Annotated in this window: 20 protein-coding genes; 6 read left to right on the top strand and 14 right to left on the bottom strand. The window is 74.8% G+C overall.

The features are described from left to right. Positions 1 to 21 precede the first annotated feature (21 nt). The 3 genes from ACH4J0_RS06215 (at position 22) to ACH4J0_RS06225 (ending at position 3,760) form a co-directional block, all read left to right on the top strand. On the top strand, positions 22 to 1,221 hold the full coding sequence (locus tag ACH4J0_RS06215; protein WP_396236733.1) for a thiolase family protein: 1,200 nt from the start codon (positions 22 to 24) through the stop codon (positions 1,219 to 1,221). Positions 1,222 to 1,255: 34 nt separating this feature from the next. Then, positions 1,256 to 2,014: a 3-oxoacyl-ACP reductase FabG gene (gene fabG / locus ACH4J0_RS06220; RefSeq protein ID WP_396236735.1), complete on the top strand. Its 759-nt coding sequence runs from the start codon at positions 1,256 to 1,258 to the stop codon at positions 2,012 to 2,014. 339 nt (positions 2,015 to 2,353) lie between these two features. Beyond that, entirely contained in the window at positions 2,354 to 3,760 is a 1,407-nt protein-coding gene (locus tag ACH4J0_RS06225; RefSeq protein WP_396236737.1) for a S8 family serine peptidase, read from the top strand. A gap of 265 nt (positions 3,761 to 4,025) precedes the next feature. Here the strand turns inward: ACH4J0_RS06225 and ACH4J0_RS06230 are convergent, their stop codons facing one another. Then, complete coding sequence (locus tag ACH4J0_RS06230) at positions 4,026 to 6,131, bottom strand: hypothetical protein (RefSeq protein ID WP_396236739.1); 2,106 nt, start codon at positions 6,129 to 6,131, stop codon at positions 4,026 to 4,028. Positions 6,132 to 6,384: 253 nt separating this feature from the next. Between ACH4J0_RS06230 and ACH4J0_RS06235 the strand changes: the two genes are divergently transcribed. Together ACH4J0_RS06235 and ACH4J0_RS06240 are read left to right on the top strand one after the other, a co-directional pair. Then, entirely contained in the window at positions 6,385 to 6,888 is a 504-nt protein-coding gene (locus tag ACH4J0_RS06235) for an HAD domain-containing protein (protein ID WP_396236741.1), read from the top strand. A gap of 15 nt (positions 6,889 to 6,903) precedes the next feature. After that, positions 6,904 to 7,206, top strand: coding sequence for a hypothetical protein (locus ACH4J0_RS06240; RefSeq protein WP_396236743.1), 303 nt, complete (start codon positions 6,904 to 6,906; stop codon positions 7,204 to 7,206). A 76-nt stretch (positions 7,207 to 7,282) separates the two neighbouring features. Here the strand turns inward: ACH4J0_RS06240 and ACH4J0_RS06245 are convergent, their stop codons facing one another. From ACH4J0_RS06245 to ACH4J0_RS06305, 13 genes are all read right to left on the bottom strand, one after another. Next, positions 7,283 to 11,278, bottom strand: coding sequence for a LysM peptidoglycan-binding domain-containing protein (locus tag ACH4J0_RS06245; protein WP_396236745.1), 3,996 nt, complete (start codon positions 11,276 to 11,278; stop codon positions 7,283 to 7,285). Positions 11,279 to 11,385: 107 nt separating this feature from the next. Further along, positions 11,386 to 11,850 carry a hypothetical protein gene (locus tag ACH4J0_RS06250; RefSeq protein ID WP_396236747.1) on the bottom strand — a complete coding sequence of 155 codons (465 nt, stop codon included), beginning with the start codon at positions 11,848 to 11,850 and terminating at the stop codon, positions 11,386 to 11,388. Positions 11,851 to 12,028: 178 nt separating this feature from the next. Further along, on the bottom strand, positions 12,029 to 12,496 hold the full coding sequence (locus ACH4J0_RS06255; protein WP_396236749.1) for a TadE/TadG family type IV pilus assembly protein: 468 nt from the start codon (positions 12,494 to 12,496) through the stop codon (positions 12,029 to 12,031). Beyond that, on the bottom strand, positions 12,493 to 12,867 hold the full coding sequence (locus ACH4J0_RS06260) for a TadE/TadG family type IV pilus assembly protein (RefSeq protein WP_396236751.1): 375 nt from the start codon (positions 12,865 to 12,867) through the stop codon (positions 12,493 to 12,495). Before ACH4J0_RS06260 ends, ACH4J0_RS06255 begins: the two co-directional genes overlap by 4 nt. 35 nt (positions 12,868 to 12,902) lie before the next feature. Next, positions 12,903 to 13,199 carry a hypothetical protein gene (locus ACH4J0_RS06265; protein ID WP_396236753.1) on the bottom strand — a complete coding sequence of 99 codons (297 nt, stop codon included), beginning with the start codon at positions 13,197 to 13,199 and terminating at the stop codon, positions 12,903 to 12,905. A gap of 48 nt (positions 13,200 to 13,247) precedes the next feature. Further along, positions 13,248 to 14,126 (bottom strand): hypothetical protein, encoded by an 879-nt coding sequence (locus tag ACH4J0_RS06270; protein ID WP_396236755.1) that lies wholly within the window; start codon positions 14,124 to 14,126, stop codon positions 13,248 to 13,250. After that, a complete protein-coding gene (locus tag ACH4J0_RS06275) occupies positions 14,123 to 15,076 on the bottom strand; it encodes a type II secretion system F family protein (protein ID WP_396236757.1) in 954 nt (317 codons plus the stop codon). Before ACH4J0_RS06275 ends, ACH4J0_RS06270 begins: the two co-directional genes overlap by 4 nt. After that, positions 15,076 to 16,680, bottom strand: coding sequence for a CpaF family protein (locus ACH4J0_RS06280; RefSeq protein WP_396236759.1), 1,605 nt, complete (start codon positions 16,678 to 16,680; stop codon positions 15,076 to 15,078). Before ACH4J0_RS06280 ends, ACH4J0_RS06275 begins: the two co-directional genes overlap by 1 nt. Continuing rightward, positions 16,670 to 17,932, bottom strand: a complete 1,263-nt coding sequence (locus ACH4J0_RS06285) for a hypothetical protein (RefSeq protein WP_396236761.1) — start codon at positions 17,930 to 17,932, stop codon at positions 16,670 to 16,672. Before ACH4J0_RS06285 ends, ACH4J0_RS06280 begins: the two co-directional genes overlap by 11 nt. Beyond that, a complete protein-coding gene (locus tag ACH4J0_RS06290; protein ID WP_396236763.1) occupies positions 17,932 to 18,789 on the bottom strand; it encodes an SAF domain-containing protein in 858 nt (285 codons plus the stop codon). The genes ACH4J0_RS06285 and ACH4J0_RS06290 overlap by 1 nt, the downstream gene beginning before the upstream one ends. Positions 18,790 to 18,854: 65 nt before the next feature. Further along, the gene (locus ACH4J0_RS06295; protein WP_396236765.1) at positions 18,855 to 19,544 is read right to left on the bottom strand and encodes a hypothetical protein; all 690 of its coding nucleotides are present in this window, start codon (positions 19,542 to 19,544) and stop codon (positions 18,855 to 18,857) included. A gap of 233 nt (positions 19,545 to 19,777) precedes the next feature. Further along, a complete protein-coding gene (locus ACH4J0_RS06300) occupies positions 19,778 to 20,170 on the bottom strand; it encodes a hypothetical protein (RefSeq protein ID WP_396236767.1) in 393 nt (130 codons plus the stop codon). Between the two features lie 368 nt (positions 20,171 to 20,538). Beyond that, positions 20,539 to 21,390, bottom strand: a complete 852-nt coding sequence (locus tag ACH4J0_RS06305; protein WP_396236769.1) for a hypothetical protein — start codon at positions 21,388 to 21,390, stop codon at positions 20,539 to 20,541. 148 nt (positions 21,391 to 21,538) lie between these two features. Here ACH4J0_RS06305 and ACH4J0_RS06310 point away from each other — a divergent pair, with 148 nt between their 5' ends. After that, on the top strand, positions 21,539 to 22,057 hold the full coding sequence (locus tag ACH4J0_RS06310) for a pyridoxamine 5'-phosphate oxidase family protein (RefSeq protein ID WP_396236771.1): 519 nt from the start codon (positions 21,539 to 21,541) through the stop codon (positions 22,055 to 22,057). Positions 22,058 to 22,093 lie beyond the last annotated feature (36 nt).

The following is a 22,093-nucleotide window of genomic DNA, read 5'->3' on the forward strand; positions in this document are numbered from 1 at the left end:
CCTCTCGACAAGGAGCACGACGTGCGTCCCGTCTACTTCGCCACAGCCCGCCGCACACCCATCGGCCGGCTGCGCGGAGCGCTCGCCACGGTCCGCCCGGACGACCTCTCGGCCACCGTCCTGCGCGCCCTGCTCGCCGCCGTACCCGCCCTCGACCCCGCCCGCATCGACGACGTCTACTGGGGCGCCGCCAACCAGGCCGGCGAGGACAACCGCAACGCCGCCCGGATGGCCGTCCTGCTGGCCGGCCTGCCGGAGACCGTCCCCGGAGCCACCGTCAACCGGCTCTGCGCCTCCGGTCTGGAGGCCGTCACCCTCGCCGCCCGGGCCATCGGTTCCGGCGAGGCCGACGTGGTGCTGGCCGGCGGCTGCGAGTCGATGACCCGCGCGCCCTTCGTCCTGCCCCGCCCCGACGAGGCGCTGCCGCACCGGATCGAGACCCACGACACCCGGCTCGGCTGGCGGCTCACCAACCCGCGGATGGCCGAACTGCACGGCGTGCTCAGCATGGGCGAGACCGCGGAGGAGGTGGCGAGCCGGTACGGCATCGGGCGCGAGCGCCAGGACGCCTTCGCGCTGCGCAGCCACCAGCGGGCCGCCGCCGCGCGCAAGGACGGGCACTTCGACGCCGAACTGATCCCGGTCGAGCGGCCGGACGGGGTGACGGTGACCCGGGACGAGGGCATCCGCGAGGACACCAGCCTGGAGAAGCTCGGCGGACTCAAGCCGGCCTTCCGTCCGGGCGGCACGGTCACCGCCGGGAACGCCTCGCCGATGAACGACGGCGCGGCCGGGCTGGTCCTGGTCAGCGAGGAGGCGCTGCGCGACCTCGGGCTGCAGCCGCTCGGCCGGTACGTGGCCGGGGCCTCGGCCGGGGTGCACCCGGACGTCATGGGCATCGGCCCGGTGCCGGCCACGGCCAAGGTGCTCGCGCGGGCCGGGTGGAACCTCGCCGACCTGGACACCGCCGAGATCAACGAGGCCTTCGCCGCCCAGGCGCTGGCCTCCGCCGATGGCATCGGGTTCAGCCCGGAGCGGGCCGACGAGGTGGTCAACCCGAGCGGCGGGGCGATCGCCCTCGGCCACCCGCTCGGCGGCTCGGGCGCCCGCATCCTCACCACCCTGCTGCACCGGATGCGCCGCACCGGCGCCCGGCGCGGCCTGGCCACCATGTGCGTGGGCGTGGGGCAGGGTACGGCCGTGCTGGTCGAGAACGTCTGACGGAGTTTCGTTTCCAGTGAGCGGAGGAACTGAGATGGCGCGTTTCGCAGGGAAGATCGCCGTGGTGACCGGCGCGGCGCAGGGCATCGGCGCGGCCACCGCCCGCCGGCTGGCGGAGGAGGGCGCGACGGTCGCCGTGGTCGACCTGACCGCCGAACGGGCGGCCGGGACGGTCGCCGAGATCACCGCCAAGGGCGGCACCGCCCGGGCCTACGGCTGCGACGTGGCCGACTACGAGGCCGTCGACGCGGCGTTCGCACGGATCGTGGAGGAGCTCGGCGGGCTGCACGTCCTGGTGAACAACGCCGGGATCACCCGGGACAACCTGTTCTTCAAGATGCCCAAGGCCGACTGGGACACCGTCCTGACCGTCAACCTGACCAGCGCGTACAACTGCAGCCACGTGGCGCAGAAGTACATGGTGGCACAGAAGTACGGGAAGATCGTCTCGCTCAGCTCGCGCTCCGCGCTCGGCAACCGGGGCCAGGCCAACTACGCGGCCGCCAAGGCCGGCATCCAGGGGCTCACCGCGACCCTGGCGATCGAGCTCGGGCCGTTCAACATCAACGTCAACGCCGTCGCCCCCGGGTACATCGCCACCGCGATGACGGCGGCCACCGCCGAGCGGGTCGGCGCCACCGCCGAGGATCACCAGGCCGAGGTGGCCGCCCGCACGCCGCTGCGCCGGGTCGGGCAGCCGGAGGAGATCGCCTCGGTGGTGGTCTTCCTGGCCAGCGAGGAGGCCTCGTACGTGAGCGGGCAGACGCTGTACGTCAACGGCGGGGCCCGGTAGGTCCGGCGGCCGGGGCGGTTTCGGTCGCTCCGGCGGCTCCGGGGGTCCGAGGTGTTCAGCGTCCGGGGTGCTGCGGGGGCTCGGGATTGAAGTGGGTGGGTGCTGGGTAGATACGGTTAATATTCATTGAATATTACTGACGCGTCATCACATGGCCACCCCAGGTGCTTGGTTACCCTTTCCTGGGGCGGCCTTTACCTTTTCGCGTGGCCGATCATGACCATGCGCCTGGTCGGACGACCCCACCAAATGACTATGGCATGATCATGCGGCGCTCGATGGGATGTCCAAACCGACCCGACCGGACCTGGTCGGGCCCTCTGCGTCCCAAGGAGTCCCATGGGCAGCCCCGCCACCCTCCGCCGTGCCCTGGCTCTGCTCGCCGTGGGGGCCACCGCCCTCACCGCCGGCACCATCGCCGTCCCGGCCGTCGGCACCGCGACCGCCGCCCCCGCGCACGACCTCTCGGGCGTGCACGTCCGCCCGGCCTCCTTCGGCCACCACCTCGCCACCACCCGCCCGGCGCCGCTGAGCACCACCCAGTGCGTCAGCCAGATCGGCATCCACTGCTACTCGCCCGTCCAGTACCAGGCCGCGTACAACCTGGCCCCGCTGTACAAGGAGGGCATCACCGGCAAGGGCCGAACGATCGTCATCGTCGACTCCTTCGGCTCGCCGACCATCCAGCACGACCTGGAGGTCTTCGACAAGCAGTGGGGTCTCAAGGACACCCAGGTCGAGGTCAGGAAGTGGGGCAACGTCCCGGCCTTCGACCCGAAGAACCCCGACCACACCGGCTGGGCCGGCGAGACCACCCTGGACGTCGAGTACGCCCACGCGATCGCCCCCGACGCGCACATCGTCCTGGTCGAGACCGGTGTCGCCGAGACCGAGGGCACCACCGGCCTGCCCGAGATGATGGACGCCGAGAAGGACCTCATCAAGAAGGGCGTCGGCGACGTCATCTCGCAGAGCTTCGGCGCCACCGAGAACACCTTCCCGGGCTACGACAAGGGCGACTTCAAGTCGCTGACCGACCTGCGCTACGCCTTCAAGGCCGCCGCCGAGCGCAACGTCACCGTCCTCGGCGCCTCCGGCGACAACGGCGCGACCGACTCGCAGTCCAACGGCACCGACCTGTACCCGTTCAAGGTCAACTCCTGGCCGTCCTCGGACCCGCTGGTCACCTCCGTCGGCGGCACCCAGCTGACCCTGGACGACAACGGCAACCGCACCGCGGCCGACAAGGTGTGGCACGACAAGTCCGGCGCCGGCGGCGGCGGCGTGTCGGGCATCTTCGGCCGCCCGTGGTACCAGGCCGGCGTCGCGGACGTCACCGGCAACCACCGCGGCACGCCCGACATCAGCATGAGCGCGGCCGTCGACGGCGCCGCCTGGACCTACGAGTCCTACGACCCGACCGCGGTCGGCTGGCACCTCACCGGCGGCACCAGCGAGGCCACCCCGCTGTTCTCGGGCATCGTCGCGCTCGCCGACCAGCTCGCCGGCCACCGCCTCGGCCAGCTCAACCCGAGCCTGTACGGCCTGAGCATGCTCCCGAGCAAGTGGAGCGGCATCGTCGACGTCAAGCAGGGCGACAACGGCTGGGGCAACGTCACCGGCTACAACGCCACCGAGGGCTACGACCTCGCGAGCGGCCTCGGCACCATCGACGGCACCAAGTTCGTCCACGCGATCGCGGGCGACGTGCAGGGCGATGACGACAGCCAGGGTGACGAGCAGTAAGCAGTCATGGCTCGGTCGGTGTGTGGTCGCTGGCGTTTGGCGACTGCCAGCTGACAGCTGACAAGTAACAGCGAACGGATAACAGATTTCAAAATCTGTTATCCGTTCGCTGTTTTCTGTTCGCTGTCAGCTGTTCGGCAATTGCCGGGGGACCAGAAGCCGGCTCTTGAGCCGTTGGGCCCTTGGGCCGCTGGGCCCTTGGGCCGCTGGGCCGCTGGGCCGCTGGGCCGCTGGGCCGGCGCCCCTTGGCCGCGAGCGCGCTCTGTCAGGCCTGGTCGGCCGGGGCCGGGGCGGCGGCCAGTTGGGTCAAGTAGCGCTCCGCGGCCCGGAGTTTGCGGTTGTCGGGGCCCGGGAGGAAGGCGCGCAGTTCGATGATCTCCGGGGCGATGCGGATGGCCTCCGCCCGGTCGGTGATCGAACGCCAGCAGGCCTCGGCGTTGGTGGCCGCCCGCTGGGTCTCCGGGTGGTCCGCGCCCTGCGAGCGGAGCAGCGTCATCGCCACCTCGCGGTAGATCTCGGCCGCGTCGGCCGGTCGACCCGCGAGCCGGCACACGTGAGCGCGCACCTGACGCACCTGGAGCACCGTCTCGGAGACCGCGCCGTGTTCGGCGATCGCCTCCAGTTCGAGGGCGAAGGCGAGGTCGGTGGCGGCCGCGTGGTCCCCGGCGTCGGCACTGCGGACGATCCGTCCGATGACCTCGCGGTAGTCCTCGCGCGGCGCACCGGAGTCGCGGCTGTCCGCCCCCGGGGTGGCGACGGCCTCAGCCGGTGCGGGCGGTTCGTCGGCCGGCACCGCGTCGGACGGCACCTGGTCCTGCGGCGCCTGCTCGGTCGGCTGGGCGTCAGCCGGGACGGCATCCCGGGGCCCTTCCGCAACCTCGTCCGCGGCGTTCTCCGCAACCTCGTCCACGGCCTCGTCCGCAACCTCGTCACCCGCCTCGGTGACGTCGACGAGGTCCTCGACGACCGGGACGGACTCGACGGCACTCCCGTCCTCGGCGACCGCCGACGAGGCAACGGCCTCGGTCTCCGGGGCCTCCGGCCGGGCCTTGCGCAGCGTGACGCCGGCCGAGGGTGCGGCGTCCGCTGCCGGCGCCACCGCATCGACGGGAACCGCCTTGCGCAGGCTCACACTCGACGGCGTCTCCGTCGCCTGCTCGCCCGCCTTCAGCAGGCTGACCGGCTTGGCCGGTCGGGGCGGTGTGGGCGGCACGCCGGGCTTGATCAGGCTCACCGGGCCGCCGACCGGCGTGGTCGGCACCTGGGCCGCGGCCACCAGCGCCCGCTCGACCACGGCGTCCCGCGGCTCCGCCTGGCACGGCAGCGGCGGGACCGCAGCCGACGCGGGCTCGGGGGGCGCCGAACCGGTCGGCGCCGCGTCCGCGAGGGGCCGCGCGTCCGTCACCGGCAGCACCACGTCCGCCGGCTGGGCCTCGCCCCGGCGGGCGGTGTTGCGGAAGACCGGCCGGTCCGGCGTGTGGGTGGCCAGGATGACCACGTCGGGCCGCAGCACCGAGTACACCTGCTGACGCAGCTGCTCGGGGGCGAGCACGTCGCCCGCACCCGGGCGGCCGCCGTGCAGCGCCTCGATCAGGGCGCGGGTGAAGGTGCCGATCTGTTCCGGGTCCGGGCTGACGACCGCCCACAGCGGGATGCCCTCGCTGAGCGGCGAGACGGTGCCCTGGAGGTACGGCCAGGCGTTCTGGTCGGCGCTCAGGTCGGCGATGACCAGGGTCTGCCACTCGACCGGACGGTGGCTCAGTTCGGCGGCGATGGCCTGCCAGGGCAGGCCGTCCTGCTTGGAGTCGCGCAGGGTGAGTTGCAGCTGTCCGCCGCGCTTGTCCGCGACGACGTGCCCGCCCAGGTGGACCAGCAACGGCCCGGGGTGCCGGGAGGCGGCGCGCAGGTGGGCGAGCACGGTGTGCGGGTCGCTGGCACCGGGGAGGTGGACGGCGTCGACCGCGTCCGCGGCGAGCAGCACCTGCGGCGAGACGGCGGCCAGCATCGCCGACAGCACCGGCGCCTGGGCCGGGCCGCCCCGGCCCCAGGTGCGCCGGCCGGCGTTGCCGTAGCCTCCCTCGATCACCAGGATCCGGCCGCGCGGCGCAGCGCCCAGTCCCCCGGGGTTCGGAGCGGGAGCCGCGGCAACGGCCGGGGAGGCAGCGCCCGCGGCGGGCAGGCCGGTGAGGGTCCATCCGGTGGGCGCGGCCGGCGGCGCGGGCGGCATGGGAGCCGCCGGCACCGAAGCAGCCGGGGCCGGGACCGGGGCCGGGGGCGCCACCGGGGACGTCGGAGGTGCGACCGGAGGCGCGGGCGGCGGCTCGTACAGCGCGGCGGGCCCGGGCGGGTGCTCCTCGACGGGCTGGCGCACGGGCGGCGGCGGTACGGCGTCCCAGGGGCCCGAGTCCGCTGCCGGTTCGGGACCTCCGGAAACAGCTGTCGTCTCCGCCATCTTCTGGTCACCGCCCCGCCCCGCCGCTTCCACGGCGTCTGATGCCCTTGCCTTCGTGGTGCCTGCCACCACAACCCGTGCGCGCCACCCTACGAGATCCCGGCACGCCCGAGCCAGGCCGGGTGGGCGATCGGCGCGCCAAGCCGTCGGCACCGGCCGCTATCGTGCCGTCATGACCGGTTCCGGCCTGCCTCTGCTGTTCCTCGACGTCGACGGTCCGCTCATCCCCTTCGGGGCCCCGCCCCCGGGCGGCTACCCCACCCATCCGGGCCCGGGTGCGGGGCCGTCCGGCAATCCGCTGGTGGCCCGGGTCGATCCGGCCCTCGGGCGCCGGCTGCTGGGCCTGCCCTGTGCACTGGTCTGGGCCACCACCTGGCTGGCCGACGCCAACGACTGCCTCGCGCCCCGGCTGGGCCTTCCGCAGCTGCCGCATGTGGACTGGCCGGTGGCCGACGAGGTGGAGGGCGGAAGCCAACTGCACTGGAAGACCCGCACCTTGGTCGACTGGGCTGCGGGCCGCCCGTTCGCCTGGGTGGACGACGAGATCACCCCGGCCGACCGCCACTGGATCGACGCCCACTCCCCCGGCCGCGCACTGCTCCACCGTGTCGACCCCCGAGTCGGCCTCACGGAGGCGGACCTCACCGCCCTCGACACCTGGTTGCGCACGGTCTGACTACACTCCACCGCCATGGAGTTCGTCGCCGGACCGCCGGCCCGCTGGCATCTGACCCTGCGGGACGGGTCGTTGCTCGAACTGTGGGCGGACGGCTACGGCATCGAGGACGGGGCGTACGAGTTCAGCGTGCTCGTCCGGGCAACGGAGGAGGAGCAGGGGAAGGCCGACGTCGTGGCGTGGACCCCGGCCGACCCGCGGCGGGTCATGGTGGCCGTGGCCCGACTGGCGACAGGATCCGTCCAGAACGTCCACACGGCCACCGGACCCGCGCGCGACGGCACCTGCGTCTGCCGCCCCTTCCTCCCGGAGGAGTGACCGCCCGCCCGGCCACCCCGCCCGCCCGGCCACCCCGGGTGGACCGGGGGTGACCGGATGAACTGCCGGGCCCGCCTCAGGAGCCGGCGAGCAGGTCCCGCAGCAGGGCGACCGTGTCGGCGTCCAGCTCCCGGCCGGTACGGCGGCTCAGTGCGTCGAGGCGGTTGACGGCGCGCAGCAGTTGGTCGCGCGCGCCGGCCGAGGCGTAGGCGTAGAAGAGGTCCCGGTGCAGGAGTTCCACGTCCGGGGCGACGGCGAGGCCGCGGAAGACGGCCGCCTCCGCGCTGCGGTGGTCCCCGTACTGGAGGCGGCGGGCGGCGAGTTCGTGGGCGGTGTCGACGATGGCGGCGATCATGTCCTGGCGCTCCGACTCGGCCCAACCGTAGGAGGCGGGCGGGGCCTCGGCGAACGGGGCGCCGCGCACCAGGGCCAGGGCGTGGGCGAGGGCGGCATCGGCGGTCGCACTGGTGCTGCGCATGCCGCGCCGGTAGAGGCTGCGGAACTCGTCCCAGTCACAGGTGACGGCCGGGGTGAAGGCGTAGCCGTCGGTGGTTTCGGTGGGCAGGTAGGCGCGGCCGTCGGGCGCGCTGCCGAACCAGGCTGCCAGATCGGCGAGTTTGGCCGGGAGCGGGCTCTTGGCGTCCGACGCGGTGGGGTGCGGGTCGAGGTGCGCGGCACCGGGGTGCAGGTCGTGGTCGAGCGCGTGGTGGTCGGCGCCAGGGCGCAGCGCCAGGTAGACGGCGAGTTCGGTGAGCCGGGGCAGCGCGCCGGGTTCGACGGCGCCCGGGGTGCCAGCCACGTCGACCGGGCCGAGCAGCCGGATCCGGGGGGCGTTGCGCGGGGTGTGCGCCTCCGGGGAGCGGAGGATGGCGAGCAGGTCGTCGCTGTCGCTGCGGCCGGGGGCGGTCCCGGCGACCGGGGCCGCGGCGGCCGGTCCGGGCTCGATCGCCGCCCCCGCCTCGGCTCCGGCCGGGCCGTCCGGTTCCCTCCGGCCTGACGAGTCAGACGAGTCGGACGGCTCGGACGGGCTGTGGCCGGGCTCGGGTCGGGCCGGGACGCGCGGGTCGGTGCCGGTCGACGCCGGCGCGCTCTGGTGCGTCGGCGCGGGCTCGGCGGGCCGTACGGGCTCGGCGGGCTGCACTGGCTGCACTGGCTGAACCGGCCGTACGGGCCGAACCGGCGGCGCGGGAGGCGCGGGAAGCACCGTCACCGGGGCGTCCGCCGGTGCCGCCTCGGCGGTGCCGGCCGTGTCCTCCGCGGCCGTCGTGCCCGGCTGGGCCGCCTCGGCGGGCCCACCCGGCAGCCGGAGGTCGCGGGTGTCCTCGTCGGCGGGCTGCTCCGTCCCGGTGGCCGCCTGCCGCCCCTGCCCGTTGACCGCGAACCGCGCCGGACCGGCCGACGAGGGAACCGGCACGGACGCAGGGGCGGAGGCAGAGGCAGGAGCCGGCGCGGGCGCGGGCGCCACCGGGTCGGTGCCCGCGAAGGGGCTCGCGCCGGTCCCGATGACCCGGGTCAGCAGCCGGGGCCCGGCGGACGCGGCCGCGTCCGACTCCTCCCCGGCCGTCGCGCCCGGTGCGCCGACGGCGGCCAGCACCGGTACCGCGACCGGCAGTTCGGTGGTGTCGGTGTCCTCGTCCGGGTCCGGCCCGAGGCCGGGACCGTCCAGGGTCCAGGCGGGCGCCGGGTGCTGCGTGGTGTCGTCGGCGGCGCGCAGCAGTTCGGCGACCTGGTCGTACTGGTGGTCGTCCAGCCGCTGGAGTTCGACGGTCAGGTGCAGGCCGGGGATGGCGGCTTGTCCCGTGGTCGGCAGGGTCCAGCGGGCCACCGGTCCGGTGCCGCGCTCGGGGGCGCGGGTGATGACGGCGACGCAGGTGCGCGGGCGGGCGTCCAGCAGGCGGCCGAGCTCGGCGGGCACGTCGCCGCCGGGCTGCTGGGCGCAGAGCACGATCTCCGGCACCCAGGACTCGTCCGCCCGGCCCCGGCTGCGGGCCTCGCGCGGGCTGGCGGCCTCGGCCGCGATCAGGGTGGCGCGGGCCTTGGCGGTGCGCGGGCCGAGGGCGGCCAGCGCGGCCTCCAGGGTGGGGTGGCGGTGGATCCGCTCGGCGGCCGGTCCGCTGATCGGCACCTCCTCGGCGAGGTCGACCAGGTGCAGGTGGAGCCGGTCGGCCAGCGGGCTGTGGGCGAGCTCGATGGCGAGGGTGCGCAGTACGTCACGGGCGTCGTCGGGGTGCCCGGACAGGTGGAGCAGCCGGACGGCCTCCAGGTCGGCGAGGACCACCGAGCCGTCCGGAGAGGTGCCGAGGGTGACCAGCGCGGGGTAGGGCGCGGCGGTCTTGCGGGCCTGGGCGGGGCTCAGCAGGTCACCGGATTCGTCGCTGCACCACCAGACGTTGGCGGCGTGCGCGGCGCGGAACGGGGCGATCGGGGTGGCCGGGCCGGACAGGTGCAGCTCGATGGTGTGGTCGCGGGTGATCCGGGCCGCGACGATCGCGGGCAGTCGCTTGCCACCGCGCACGGTGTTGCGGGCCAGGGTGCGCAGGGCGCGGTCCAGCAGCTCCAGCCCGGCCTTGTCCTGACGAACCATCAGTTCGTTCTCGAAGGCGGCGGCCTCGGCGTCGGGCATCGCGATGCGGTGCCGGGGGCGGCGGGCGCGCTGCTGGGTGCCGCGCTTGTGGGCGACGGTGCCGACCATGATGGCGGCGAGCAGCACGCCGACGGTCGAGGCGCCCAGGGCGATGCTGTAGTCGTCGCCGGGCGCCGGGTCGGCGTGCGCGGCGGGGGCGGGAGCGGGCGTGTGGGCGGGCTCGTGGGTCGGCGCCGGGGCCGTCTGCGGCACCCCCCGGCTGGGCGCACCCTGACCGGGGGCACCCGGCGCGGGAGCGGCCTGCGTCGGCGCGGGCGCCGGGGCCTGGGCGGCCGGGGATTGGGTCGCCGGGGCCTGCTCGGGCGCACCCGAGGACGCACCCGAGGACGTACCCGAGGGGGCCGGCGCCTGCCCGGAACCGGCCCCGGGGGCAGGGGCCTGCCCGGCCGGGGCGGCCGCACCCGGCACGGTGAGCACCATCCCCGGCTCCAGCACGTCCGGATCGGTCAGCCGCTCCCCGCCCGGCGCCTGCACGCCCTTGTTCGCCTCGAACAGCTCGGGCCAGGCCTCGGCATTCCCCAACTCCCGCTGGGCGATGGCCGACAGGCTGTCCCCGGACTGCACGGTCACCGTCTTCCGCCCGCCCGGAGCCGGCTCCGTCCCGGACTGCGGCGCCTGCGCCGGTGCCGGTGTCTGCGCCTCGGCGGGATCCTGCGTCGGAGCGGGCGCGGGAGCGGGAGCCTTCGCCTCGTCCGGCTTGGCATCCGACGGCATCAACAGTTCCCACCCGGGCTGGATCGGCCGCTCCGCGTCGAAGCGGATGCCCGAATCGTCCATCACCCGGCCGTCGTTGAGCTTGGCGATCTCCCCCCACCGCTCGCCGGAGCCCAGTTGGCGTTCCGCGATGGACCACAGGCTGTCCGCCGGGCGGCTGTCCCGCACGGTGTACGTGGGGTGCTGGTCCGCCGCCGGGGCCTTCGCCGGCGCGGGTTGGGCGGCGGGCAGCGCGGCACGCTGCACGCCCGGGGTCAACTGGGCCTGGACGGCCGGTCCGTGGGCCGTTTCCGACACCGTCGCGAAGGCCGAACCGGCCACCGGCAGCAGCGCGAGCACCGAGCCGACCAGCCCGGCGGCGAGCCGCTGGCTCCAGCCGAAGGCCGGGATCCGGCGGGCGATCCGGCCGCGCAGCTGGGCCGGGACCTCCAACAGGACGGAGAGCGCGAAGCACGCCCAGGCCAGCCAGCCGACCACCACCAGCAGCCAGAGGAACAGCCGCCCGTCGTCCGGACCGGTGAGCGCCTCGCCCACCCCGCCGGACGCGACCTCGCCCATCGAGGCGACCGCCTGGGTGCCGTACAGCAGAAGTGCGGGCACACCGAGCAGCAGGGCGAGCAGGGTGACCAGCGCGGCGAGCGCGGTGATCAGCGCGCCGCCGCGGCCGCGTCCGGCCCGGCGCCCGCCGCGGGCGTGCCCCCTCACTGTTCGCATCCCGTTCTTCCCGGTTCCACCCGGACCAACGGCGCTCCGACCGGTGGGCGCCCCACCGGTACGGGCCTGGGCGGTACGGGCCTGGTCCTTGGCACGTGGCGCGGCCATCAGTCGGTCTCCGCTTTCTTGACTCCGTGGACGAGGGTCGCACTGCCCTTGCCCGTTACCTTCCGCTGCCCGAGGGCGCCCAGCAGGACCGGCCGGTAGTCGGCCCGCACGGTGACGGTGACGACCTTGCCGTCATCGGAGAACGTGACGTCGTCGACCGTCAGCCCGTACAGGTCCAGGTAGGCCGCGGCGGCCTGCCGGACGTAGTCCTGCTGGACCTTGAAGCCCCTCCCCTGCAGTACGGCCGCCTGGTCGAGCTGCTGCCCCCCGACCCGCGCGGCCTCCTGGGCGTAGGCGTCGGTGCGCTCGGCGACCCGCAGTCGGCCGCCCGCGTCGATCACCAGCGCGATGACGAGCACCAGGTACGCCGCGCAGATCGCCACGAAGAGCGCGACCGCGCCCCGGTCGGACCGGCACCCGAGCCGGCGCAGGCCCGGGCGTCGCAGCCGGTTCAGCACCCGCATCCCCTCCCCCCGATCCGCACGATGTCTCCCCACCGGCCCCCACCGGGCGCCACTCGGTACCGTTGCGTCATCCCCCGGGCGCTCTCCGCTTCCGTCTCCCCCGCACGGGCCGTCCCCAATCCCCGCGCCGCGCCCGTTGCGGCCCGGGTGCCGCCCGTGTCGCCGACATGTGTCGTCGTCACGCGCCGCGGTAGCGGTCCATCACGGAGACGAACTCCCCGCTGAGGTGCTTCGTCACGGGCAGCCCGGACGGTCCGCCGAGCAGGTCGGCGAGTTCGACGTCGCAGACCACGGTGACCTTGACGGTCACCACCGGGCCGTCCTCGAGCTTCAGCTCGTCCGTGGTGACCCGGACGTCCTCGTGGCGGCAGGTGACGCCCTGCTGGTGCAGCGTCGCGAGGGCGGTGTCCTTGGCGGGCTTGTCCACCCCGGCCACGCTGCGCTGCAGCGAGCCGGTCCGGGCCCCGGCCCGGGCCGCGGCCTCCACCGTGCCGGCCGCGGTCTGCACCCGTCCGGCGGCGATCGCCAGCAGGACGAGACCGACCACGCCCGGGACGACGATCGCCGCCTCGATCGCGATCCCGCCCCGGTCCGGCCGGCGCAGCCGCCGTCGCCACCCGCCGGCGGGCCCCGGCGCCGCTCTCACGGTGTCACCGCCGGCGGGACGAAGCGCTCGCGCGGCGCCTCGGCGTACTGGCGGATGCTGGGTCCGGTGAGCCCGGGTACCAGCAGCGGGGGCGTCAGTTCCACCGTCACCTTGATCGTGTCGGCCGTGCTGCCGTCCGTTCCCACCTGGTACGCGTGCACGCCCTGCCGGTCCAGGAAGTCCCGGGCCTGCCGCTGGGCCGCCTCGTTCTTCACCACCTCCGTCGCGTTGCCCTGCACCCGCCCGGCGTCCACGCCCTCGCGGGCGGCGGTGAGCGCGACCTGCCGGTCGTACCAGATCAGCGCGGCCTGGACGACGAGCAGCAGGAGCAGCAGGACGACCGGGAAGACGATGGCCAGACTGATGCTCATCGACCCCCGGTCGCCGCGGCGGCGGAGCAGGCCGGTCACTTGGTGGCGCCCCCCGCGCCACCCGCGCCGCCGCCGGGCAGGTTCGGGTCCTGCTCGACCTTGGTGACCACCTTGTCCTTCAGCAGGTACAGCGCGGTCGCGACGGCGCCCGCGACGAACACCAACGCGATGATGGCGAGGGCGAGTTCGATGCTGATGGCGCCGCGGTCGCCGCGCGCCCGGGCGGCTCGCAGCCGGCCCAGCCGCAGCGTGAACAGCAGCAGGGCGAACTGCACGGGCAGCAACACGGGTCGCAGCGCCCGTCCTGCCAGCTGGGCGAGTCGTACGGTCATCGGGGTCTCCGGTGGTGAGGTGTGGTGTCAGCTGCTCTGGGACATCGGTCAGTTGAGCATCTGGTGCAGCGCGGGGAAGACGATCAGGACGGTCATCAGCAGGGTCAGGGCGGCGCCCGGCGCGACCATCCGCTCGCTGTCGGCGTTGGCGCGGGCCAGGTCCTCGGCGAGCAGTTCGCCGCGCAGGCCCTTGGCGCGGGCCCGCAGGGTGTCGTACACGGCGGCGCCGTCGTTGCCCGACAGCCGCATGATGTCGGCCACGTCCTGGAGCGGGCTGAGGCCCAACTCCTCGGCCAGGGCATCGAGTCCGGCCCAGGGCGGGAGCCGGTCGGTGGCCGCCCGCTCCAGCGCGTCGCGGATCCGCCGGAACACCGCGCCCTGCCCGACCGAGGCGGCGCGGCGCAGGGCCTCGGCGGGGCCGCAGTCGGCGGCTCGCTCCAGCGCGACGAGTTCCAGGTAGGCGGCGATGCCGTGCAGGTACTCGGTGCGGGCCTCCTTGGCCTCGCCCCGCACCACGGCGTCCGGGACGAACCACAGCAGCCCGGCCAGCAGCGGCCCGACGGCCAGCGGCAGGGCGAAGGGCAGGCCGACGTCCATCAGCACGGCCATCGCGCCCAGGTAGGCCGGCAGCACCAGGCCGAGCGCGGCGAACAGCAGCTTGTGCACCATGAACCGGGCCGGGGTGCGGCCGATCAGGGCGAGTTCGCGGCGCGGGATCGACACCCCGCGCAGGGTGAGCGAGCGCTCGCCGATCCGGTCGTACCAGCGCGGCCGCTCGTCCGGGTGCTGCTCGCGGTCCGCCGGGGCGCGGTGCAGCCGGTCCAGGGCCTGGCCGAGGTCCGGCGGAGCGGGCCGCAGTTCGGCGATCAGCAGGGCGAGGCCGCCGGCCGCGACGGCGCCGGCCAGCACGGGCCAGGGGGAGATCACCGGACCTCCCCGAGCTGCTCGACCGGCTGCTGCGCGGTTCCGCGGCGCCCGCCCTTGCTCCGCCGGTCCGGGGTGAGCAGCCGGGGCACCGGCGGGTGCGCGGCCAGGGCCCGCATCCAGGCGATGATCGCGACGAACAGGGCGGCGACCACGGCGAGCACCACCTGGCCGAGGAAGGTCCCGTACGGGCGGGTGTACTCGGTGTTGAAGGAGCCGACCGTGACGACCAGCACGATGATGCCGACCAGCCAGCGGATGGTGGTGCGGTGCTTGGCCCGGTCGGCCTCGATGGCGCGGCGCTGGCGGACCTCCTCGCGCACCGAGTCGGCCATGTCGGAGAGCGTCCGGGCCAGGCCCGGGCCGCTGTCCCCGGCTCGGAGCACCAGGGCGGCGAGCACCTTGTCGGCGGTGGCGTCGGCCAGGCTGTCGGCGAAGGCCTGCAGCGCCTCCTCGGGCCGCCAGCGGGCCTGCAGCCGGGCCGCCAGCTCGCCGATCTCGTCCTCCAGGGCGGCGGGGGCGGTGCGACGGCTGGTGACGATGGCCTGGTTGAGGCCGACGCCGAGCAGCAGCACGTCGGCGATCCGCTGGGTCCACTCGGACAGCGCCTCCAGCCGCTCGATCCGGTGGGTGTCCGGGCGGGTGGTGTCGAACAGCCAGGGCAGGCCGAAGACGGCCAGCGGCACCAGCAGCGCGGTCAGCGGGATGCCCGTGAACAGCCAGGCCAGCGGGGCGCCGACGAGCGCCAGCGGCAGCTGGATCCGGCGCAGCCGCACCATCCGCAGCGAGGCGGCGCCGGGGGCGCCGTACCAGAAGACGTGGGCGCGGCCGGCCAGCGGGTTCTCCCGGCGGGCGGACCCGTCCTCGTCGGCGGGCTCGCTGCCGCGGACCCAGGCCACCAGGGCGACCAGGCCGCCCGCGACCGCCAGCCCGCACAGGGCGAAGAGCAGCATCACCGGGCGCCACCGCCGATCCGCAGCTGCAGCGGGGTGGTCCAACTCCCGTACCGGGAGCCGAGCAGCGAGGCGTCGAAGCCGGCCCGGCGCAGGTCGTCCAGGCACTGCGGCGGGGTGTGCGGGACGGCGCGCGGCTCGCCGAGGTCCGGCCGGGGGCCGAAGACGGTGTTCAGCGCCGGCCGGCCGCTCTCGCCGAGGCCGGTGACCTCCAGGACGTGGGAGACGAAGCGGTGCCGGCGTCCACCGACGGCGGTCTCGTCGACCATGCTGACGTGCACGATGAGGTCCAGGGCGTTGGCGGTGAGCCGGTAGGCGAGCGCGTCGGTCATGTGCGAGCCGTACTCGAGGCAGAGTTCGGCGATCCGGTCGACCACCATGTGCGGGCCACGGGCGTGCAGGGTGCACATCGAGCCGCCCTCGCCGTTGGTCATCACCCGCAGCATCGGGACGACCTCGCCGGAGCGGACCTCGCCGACGATGATGCGCGAGAGCGTCATCCGCAGCGCGGCCGGAATGAGGTCGCCGATGCTCAACTCCCCGGCGAGACGGCCCTCGACGCGCTCGCCGTTGCCCTCGCGGGCCTCCATCGGGACGACCTGCCGCAGGTGGCCGAGGGTGTGCAGCCAGAGCTCGAACTCCGACTCCAGGGTGCCGATCCGCTCGTCCGGCGGGATCTCGGCGGCCATCGCGCGCAGCAGGCTGGTCTTGCCGACGCCCTGGGTGCCGGTGATCATGACGTTCTTCCGGGCCCGGATCGCGGCGGCCAGGAAGGCGGCCAGGGTCGCGTCCAGGGTGCCGAGTTCGACCATCTCCGGCAGGGTCGCCGAGGCCACCCGGTGGCGCCGGATCGCCACGTACGGGCGGGGCGTCACCTCGGTGAGCGCCTGGAGGCGCATGCCGCCCTCCAGGCGCAGTGCGAGGGTCGGGCTGGCGGTGGACAGGCTGCGCTCGCCGCCGCCGTGCTGCCGGGCCAGGTCCTGGAGAAGCTCGACCAGTTCGGCATCGCTGTCGGCCACCGGCGGGACCTGGCGCAGGGGTTGGTGCACCTTGGAGACCCAGACGTCGTCGCAGCCGTTGATCAGGATGTTCTCGATCTCCGGGTCGTCCAGGTAGGGCTGGAGCCGGCCGGCCCGGAACAGCAGATCGAAGACGGCCTCGGCGAGGGCGCGGTCCTGCTCCCGGGTGGGCGGGATGCCGTGGGTCTGCGCGTACGCGTCGGACCAGCGGGCGACCGACTCCTCGATCAGCGCCCGGCCGCGCTGGCGGCGGGTGGCGCGGTCCGGTTCGGAACCGGAGGCGGTGGTCAACCGGCTGATCTGCTGGTGCAGTTCGGCCGCGACCTGGCGCTTGAGCTCGCGCGCGACCTGCGGATCGACGGCCGGCCGGGTGGCGGCGCCGCGCACGTCCAGCGAGGGCAGCTGGGAGGGCACGGCGGTGGGCCCGGCGGGCTGGGGCGCGACCGGGCCGGGCCGGTACGCCTGCGGTTGCGGCTGCGGCTGCGGCTGCGGCTGCGGCTGCGGCGGCGCCGCCGGTACGGGCGGGGCCCAGGGCAGGGCGGCCGGGTCGGCCGCCGGGTGCTGGTGCAGGGGGCTACCGCGCACGGAGCACCTCCCCGGGGTTGTACGGGCACTGGTCGTCCACCTGACGATCCGTCAGCATCGGTCGCTGCAACTGGTACTGGCCGTCCTCGTCGTCCGGCCCCGCCGTCTGGACGTGCGCCGGGAACGGCGCCGGGGCGGCGGGTTGCGGCGCCAGTCCGGCGAGTGGTGCGACCGGGCCGGTGGCGATCACCGGCGGGGTGTACGAGGGCGGCTCCGCCTCGCCTCGGCCGTGGACCGACGGCCCGTGGGCGGACTGGCCGTAGCCCGGCTGACCGTAGCCGGACTGGCTGTAGCCGGGCTGGCCGTTGGCCGGCTGCCCGTACGGCGCCGGCCCGGGCACCGGTGACGCCTGCGGCACCGGAACCGTCGGCGCCACCGGCACGGGTGCGGCGGGGGGCGGCCCGCCCGGCGCCGCGAGCCGGGTGGCGGGCGCGGCTGCGGGCGCGACTGCCGGAACCGCGTTCGGCACGAGCCGGTGCCGCCGACGGCGGACCAGCAGCTGCACCTCGTCCGCCGCCGACCGTGCCGTGCGCATCAGCTCCGAACGGATGAACCGCCGGTCGGTGGTGTCCCCGCCGTCGGAGAGCACCCGAGCGGTGCGGGCGGCGTGCGGCAGCACCCCGAGCAGCGGCAGGCCGAACTCCCGCGACACCTCCGCCCCCGAGTACGGCCCTTCCGCGATCAGCAGCAGTCCGAGCGCGTCCGTCCCGGTTCCGGCGGCAACCAGGTCCTCGCCGAGCGCGGCGAGCCGGGGGCGGGCCGCGCTCAGCCCGCGCAGCGTGCTGCGGACGGTCACGGCCACCACGTCCGCACGGCGGGCCAGTACCGCGCTCGTCCCGGTGGCGCCGGAGCGGCCGAGGTCCACGATGACGTCGTACCCCTGCTGCTCGATGCCGTGGAGCAGTTCGGCGAGGGGCTCCCAGGTGTAGGCGAGGCCGGGAGCCTGGGCCGGGTCGGTGAGGCCGGGCAGCAGCAGCCGTTCGGCGTTGCCCTCGGGCGAGAGGTCGATCAGCTGCTCCCAGATGGTCTGGGCGAGCAGTCCGCGCCGGTCGGCGACGGCCAGGTTGCGCAGCCCGTAGACCGCCTCGACCCGGCCCTCCAGGGCGCCGGCGAGCACCGCTCCGCCGTCCGGGTCGGCCTCGACCAGCAGGATCCGCCGGCCGGGCTGGAGCGGCCAGGCCAGCAACAGGGCCAGGGCGGTGGTGGTGGCACCGGGCGCACCCGGACCGCCGACCACCGCGACCACCGCCATCAGGCGCCACCCGTTCCAGCCGGGGCCGTCGGCGCGCCGGCCCCGCCGGAGGGCGTCGCTCCGGAGGGCGCCACGACGGACGGGGCGGCCGTGGGGGAAGCCGGGGTGCCGGACCCGGACGGACCGGACCCGCCCGCGGCGGCCCCGCGCGGGGCCAGCAGCACCTGGATCCGCCCGCCGGCCACCCACTGCGCCAGCCGGGGCCCGTCCGCCGAGCCGATGGCCACGTCGATCACCTGGCTGCCGTCGGTGTCCACCCGGCCGACCGTGATGACCGTCGCGGCCAGCGAGTCGGGCCGGCCGTTGTCGGGGGTGTTGACCACGACGATCTGCACCCCTGGCTGGAGCCGGCTGGCGGGCAGCTGGGTGCGCTTGGCGGACACGCCGACCACGATCTGCCCGGGCTGAACGGTCAGGCCCTGCGCCAGGTCCGAACCGGTCAGCATGGAACCGCGCTTGAGGTCGGTGGCCGCCCGCATGCCGACCGCCTTGGAGCGGTCCTGGGCGGAAACCGGGTGCAGCGCCGGGTCGCCGGCGATCCGGGCCACCACCAGGTCGTCGTCGGTGATCACCTGCCCCCACGGCACGTCCCGGGCCAGTGCCAGCACCGCGACCCGCTGGCCGGTGCTGTTGTAGAGGGCGGCACCTCCGAGCCCGCCGGTCGCGATCAGCGCGACCGCCATCGCCAGCACCGCGGGGCGCCGCCGTCGGGCCCGCATGGTCCGGCCGGGCGCGTGCGGCACCGCCCGGCCCCGGCCGCCTCCGCCGCCCTGCTCCTGCTGCTCCGGCAGCGCCACGGACACCGCGGCGCCGGCGGGTGTGCCGGATCCCGGCGTCGCGAATGTACGGTTCTCCACCGGGTTCCGCCCTTCCCTCGTTCGCTTTCCGGATCGTCAGTGGCCGAATGTCCGCCGCGGCGCGGTCAGTTGAGGACCTGAACCTCGGCGACCTTGACCGTGAAGGGGCCGCTGTCCTGTGGGGGCATCGCGATCGTGTACTTCTCCGGGTTCGGCCCCGTCACGACCACGTCGGCCACCCAGTGGGTGGACACGGTGGCGGTGAAGACGCCGTTCTGCTTGGTGCCCGAGCCGACCGTGAACTCGTAGCCGCAGTCAGGTGACTCAGTGCCGCCGTACTTGGGGTCGTACGGCGTTCCGGCCGTCGCGCACTCCTTGGTGCGGCCGTCGCCGAAGTCCCAGGTGGCGCCGGTCAGTCGGGCCGTGACGGTGACGGTGACGCCCCCGGATGCCGCGTTCCCCGGCTTGGGCGGCGTCGCGTTCTCCGCCCAGAGCCAGACCGGCGCGTTGACCACCGCCGTGCCGCCGGGCGCGACCCGGCCCACCGGCGCCGGGAGGTGGACCCGGTCCCTGGCCTCCCGCTTGAGCTCCGCCACGCTCTTCACCCGCTGCCCGGTGGGCACGAAGACGAACTGGGCGCCGTCCTGGCCCCCGTTCGTCTGCGGGCAGACCTTCGAGTAGATCGAGCCGTCCGAGGGCTTGTTGGTGCGCCAGGCCGAGTCGTCCGCCGGGGGCTGCTTGTCCAGCTCGCGGTAGTAGCAGCCCTCGTCACTGTCGAACGAGCCCCACTGGGGGTCGTAGCACGCCCACTGCACTCCGTGGTAGCTGCACAGTTCGGACCCGCCGTCCGACCCTCCGCCGTTTCCGCCCGGATTCGCGGGGGGAGTCGTTCCGCCGGAATCGGCGTGCGCGCAGATCACGTTGGGGAAACACTGTTCGGCCCCGCCGCTCGGCGGTTCGTCCGCCGTCGCCGTCACCGCCGAGCACAGTAGCAAGCCGGCCGACAGGGATGCGACGGCCGCGAATCGTCCGGCCGGTTTCCGCGCGTTCAGCATGTCCGGTCCACCTCCCGAGTGAACTCGTAGATCAGCCAATGTGCTTGGAACCTGCGCAGGGAAGCGGTCGCGACGTACCGGTTCAGGCGCCCGCCCGGATCCTTCGCCGTCCCGGTGACGGCGTCGACGCGGTGCCAGTCCGAAAGATCGACGCAGTCCTCGATCACGGCGGTCTGCGGATCGGCTTTCAGGTCAATCACCTTCACCACCGCGGAATTGCGCGGCGTTCCGGTCATCACCACTTTGGCGTCGTGGAGTTGGTGCAGCCCGACCAGGGTGTCGGACAGGGCGCGCCCGGAGGAGTACTGCGCCAGTGCCGATCCGTCCGAATCCGTACGTCCGAACGCCTCGGCCTGGGCCTGCCACCAGTCCTGATAGGTCTTCACGGCCAGCCGCCCCATGGCTCCCTCCGGGCCGTCGCTCGGCGCGATCGTGGCGTTTACCGAACCACCCGAAGGAGTTAACGGCCCCACTCCCGCAACCGTCGGCGCGGGCGAACCGAGACGATCGACGGAACCACTCGCACCACCGCTCGCACACGCGCCGAGCAGTAACACCAGAACCGCCCCGCCAGTCCCAACCGCCCCAGGGCGCAACACATTTCCGCGCTGCCGCATCGCCCCACCTCGTCGCGACCGAGCTGATCCGTGATCCACGGCCGCCAGGAGAATTCCGCCGTCCCGCCGATGTTTCCGCTGGGGATCGATTCTTCGCCAACCCACCCCATCACGGCAACACCTCAGGCCCCCTGACCTTACGCGGAAGGCGGTTCCGTCGGGGCACTTTCCCGCCACAGGACGGCCAACAGTTCTTCGGAAAGCGACAATCCGGCCAATGCGCCCCGAACCGCGGCCCGATTGCGCATCAACAGGCGCCCGCCGTTCGGCGGAACGAGCAGGCGCGCGCCCGGCGCACCCGAACTACCGGACGGACCGCCCCCGTCGAGCAGTCCGGCCACGGCGGGCTGGAGGTCCAGTGGGGCGACGGCCGCCGGGGCACCCGGGACGCCCTGCCGCAGGACGGTGGTGAGCGCCCGGCTGAACGAGCCCTCGTCGCCCGGCAGCACGGCGTCCCGGCCGCGTCTGCCCGGGGCGTAGCGGCCGATCCGGCCCCACAGGGGAACCCTCGAGTAGCTGAGCAGTTCGCCCGCGGTGTCCTCGCCGGTGCGCTCCAGTGCCGTCCAGGTGTCCCGGTCGGCCACCGCGTCGACCAGCAGCAGCGCCTCGTCCTGGTCGCCGTGCACCATCGCGCTGACCACCCAGTCCCACGCCAGGCCGCGCCGGTAGGAGTTGGCGGGCGTGCTGCCGCCGGTGACAAGGGCGAGCCGGCGCCCGCGCGGGTCGGCCACCAACTGGCCGACCAGGCAGACCACCAGCCAGCGGCCGGGGTGCTGGGCGGCGTGGCGGACGGCGGTGAGCATGGCGTTGGCGTCCGCGTCCGGCGCCACGGCGCTCACCCGGCAGCCCGCCGCCCCGGTGTCGAAGCACATCCCGGGCAGCACCTCGGCCAGCAGCCGGGCGCCCGCCGGCGCGTGCGCCGAACCGCCGAAGGCCCGGTCGGGCCCGCCGTCCGCCCCGATCACCACCAGATCGACTCCGCCGGCCATCCGTCCGCCCCCTCCTCCGCCACCCCTCCACCGATCCCGCCGCCGGGCAGGCTACCGCTCCGGGCGGGCGCCGACGGGGCTCCCGACCCGTCCGCCCCGGGACCATGGGCCCTATCGACGCACGCGCCGACCGAGGACGATCGGACGCATGGAGCGTGAGGACCGTGTGGAGACCCTGAGTGAGGCCGAGTGCCTGCGGCTGCTCAGCACCGTGCCCGTCGGGCGCGTGGTGTACACCGAGCACGCGCTGCCGGCCGTCCTGCCGGTCTCCTTCGAGGTCCTGGACGGGCGGCTGGTGCTCGCCGTGCGCCGGGGAAGTGCCACCGCGCGCGGGCTCGACGGCACGGTGGTGGCCTTCCAGGCGGATCTGCTGGACCCGGTCACCCGCACCGGGTGGAGCGTGCTGGTGCACGGGCGGGCGGACGCGGTCAGTGACCCCGAGCAGGTGCGCCGGGTGCTGCGCTCCGGGCTGCGGCCGTGGGTGGGGGATCCGGAGCCACTGTTCATCGCGCTGGTGCCGGAGCTGGTCAGCGGCCGCCGGCTGTTCCCGACCGGGCCGGGACCGTCGGGGCAGGGGGCGCTGGGGCAGGGAGCCCTGGGCCAGGGTGCACTGGGCCAGGGGGCGCTGGGGCAGGGCTCCGTCGGGCGGCGGCTGCTGTGGCCCTGAGCTGGCCTTTCGCACTCCGCTCCTGACAGGTACCGG

Source organism: Kitasatospora sp. NPDC017646, from assembly GCF_044329365.1.
Lineage (GTDB): Bacteria > Actinomycetota > Actinomycetes > Streptomycetales > Streptomycetaceae > Kitasatospora.

Bases quoted from the DNA above. Each gene is read 5' to 3' on its own strand.
- ACH4J0_RS06250 (WP_396236747.1), bottom strand. From the start codon at position 11,850: ATGCGGGTGCTGAACCGGCTGCGACGCCCGGGCCTGCGCCGGCTCGGG.
- ACH4J0_RS06265 (WP_396236753.1), bottom strand. From the start codon at position 13,199: ATGACCGTACGACTCGCCCAGCTGGCAGGACGGGCGCTGCGACCCGTG.
- ACH4J0_RS06310 (WP_396236771.1), top strand. From the start codon at position 21,539: ATGGAGCGTGAGGACCGTGTGGAGACCCTGAGTGAGGCCGAGTGCCTG.
- ACH4J0_RS06275 (WP_396236757.1), bottom strand. From the start codon at position 15,076: ATGCTGCTCTTCGCCCTGTGCGGGCTGGCGGTCGCGGGCGGCCTGGTC.
- ACH4J0_RS06240 (WP_396236743.1), top strand. From the start codon at position 6,904: ATGGAGTTCGTCGCCGGACCGCCGGCCCGCTGGCATCTGACCCTGCGG.
- fabG (WP_396236735.1), top strand. From the start codon at position 1,256: ATGGCGCGTTTCGCAGGGAAGATCGCCGTGGTGACCGGCGCGGCGCAG.
- ACH4J0_RS06285 (WP_396236761.1), bottom strand. From the start codon at position 17,932: ATGGCGGTGGTCGCGGTGGTCGGCGGTCCGGGTGCGCCCGGTGCCACC.
- ACH4J0_RS06305 (WP_396236769.1), bottom strand. From the start codon at position 21,390: ATGGCCGGCGGAGTCGATCTGGTGGTGATCGGGGCGGACGGCGGGCCC.
- ACH4J0_RS06260 (WP_396236751.1), bottom strand. From the start codon at position 12,867: ATGAGCATCAGTCTGGCCATCGTCTTCCCGGTCGTCCTGCTGCTCCTG.
- ACH4J0_RS06245 (WP_396236745.1), bottom strand. From the start codon at position 11,278: ATGCGAACAGTGAGGGGGCACGCCCGCGGCGGGCGCCGGGCCGGACGC.
- ACH4J0_RS06225 (WP_396236737.1), top strand. From the start codon at position 2,354: ATGGGCAGCCCCGCCACCCTCCGCCGTGCCCTGGCTCTGCTCGCCGTG.
- ACH4J0_RS06235 (WP_396236741.1), top strand. From the start codon at position 6,385: ATGACCGGTTCCGGCCTGCCTCTGCTGTTCCTCGACGTCGACGGTCCG.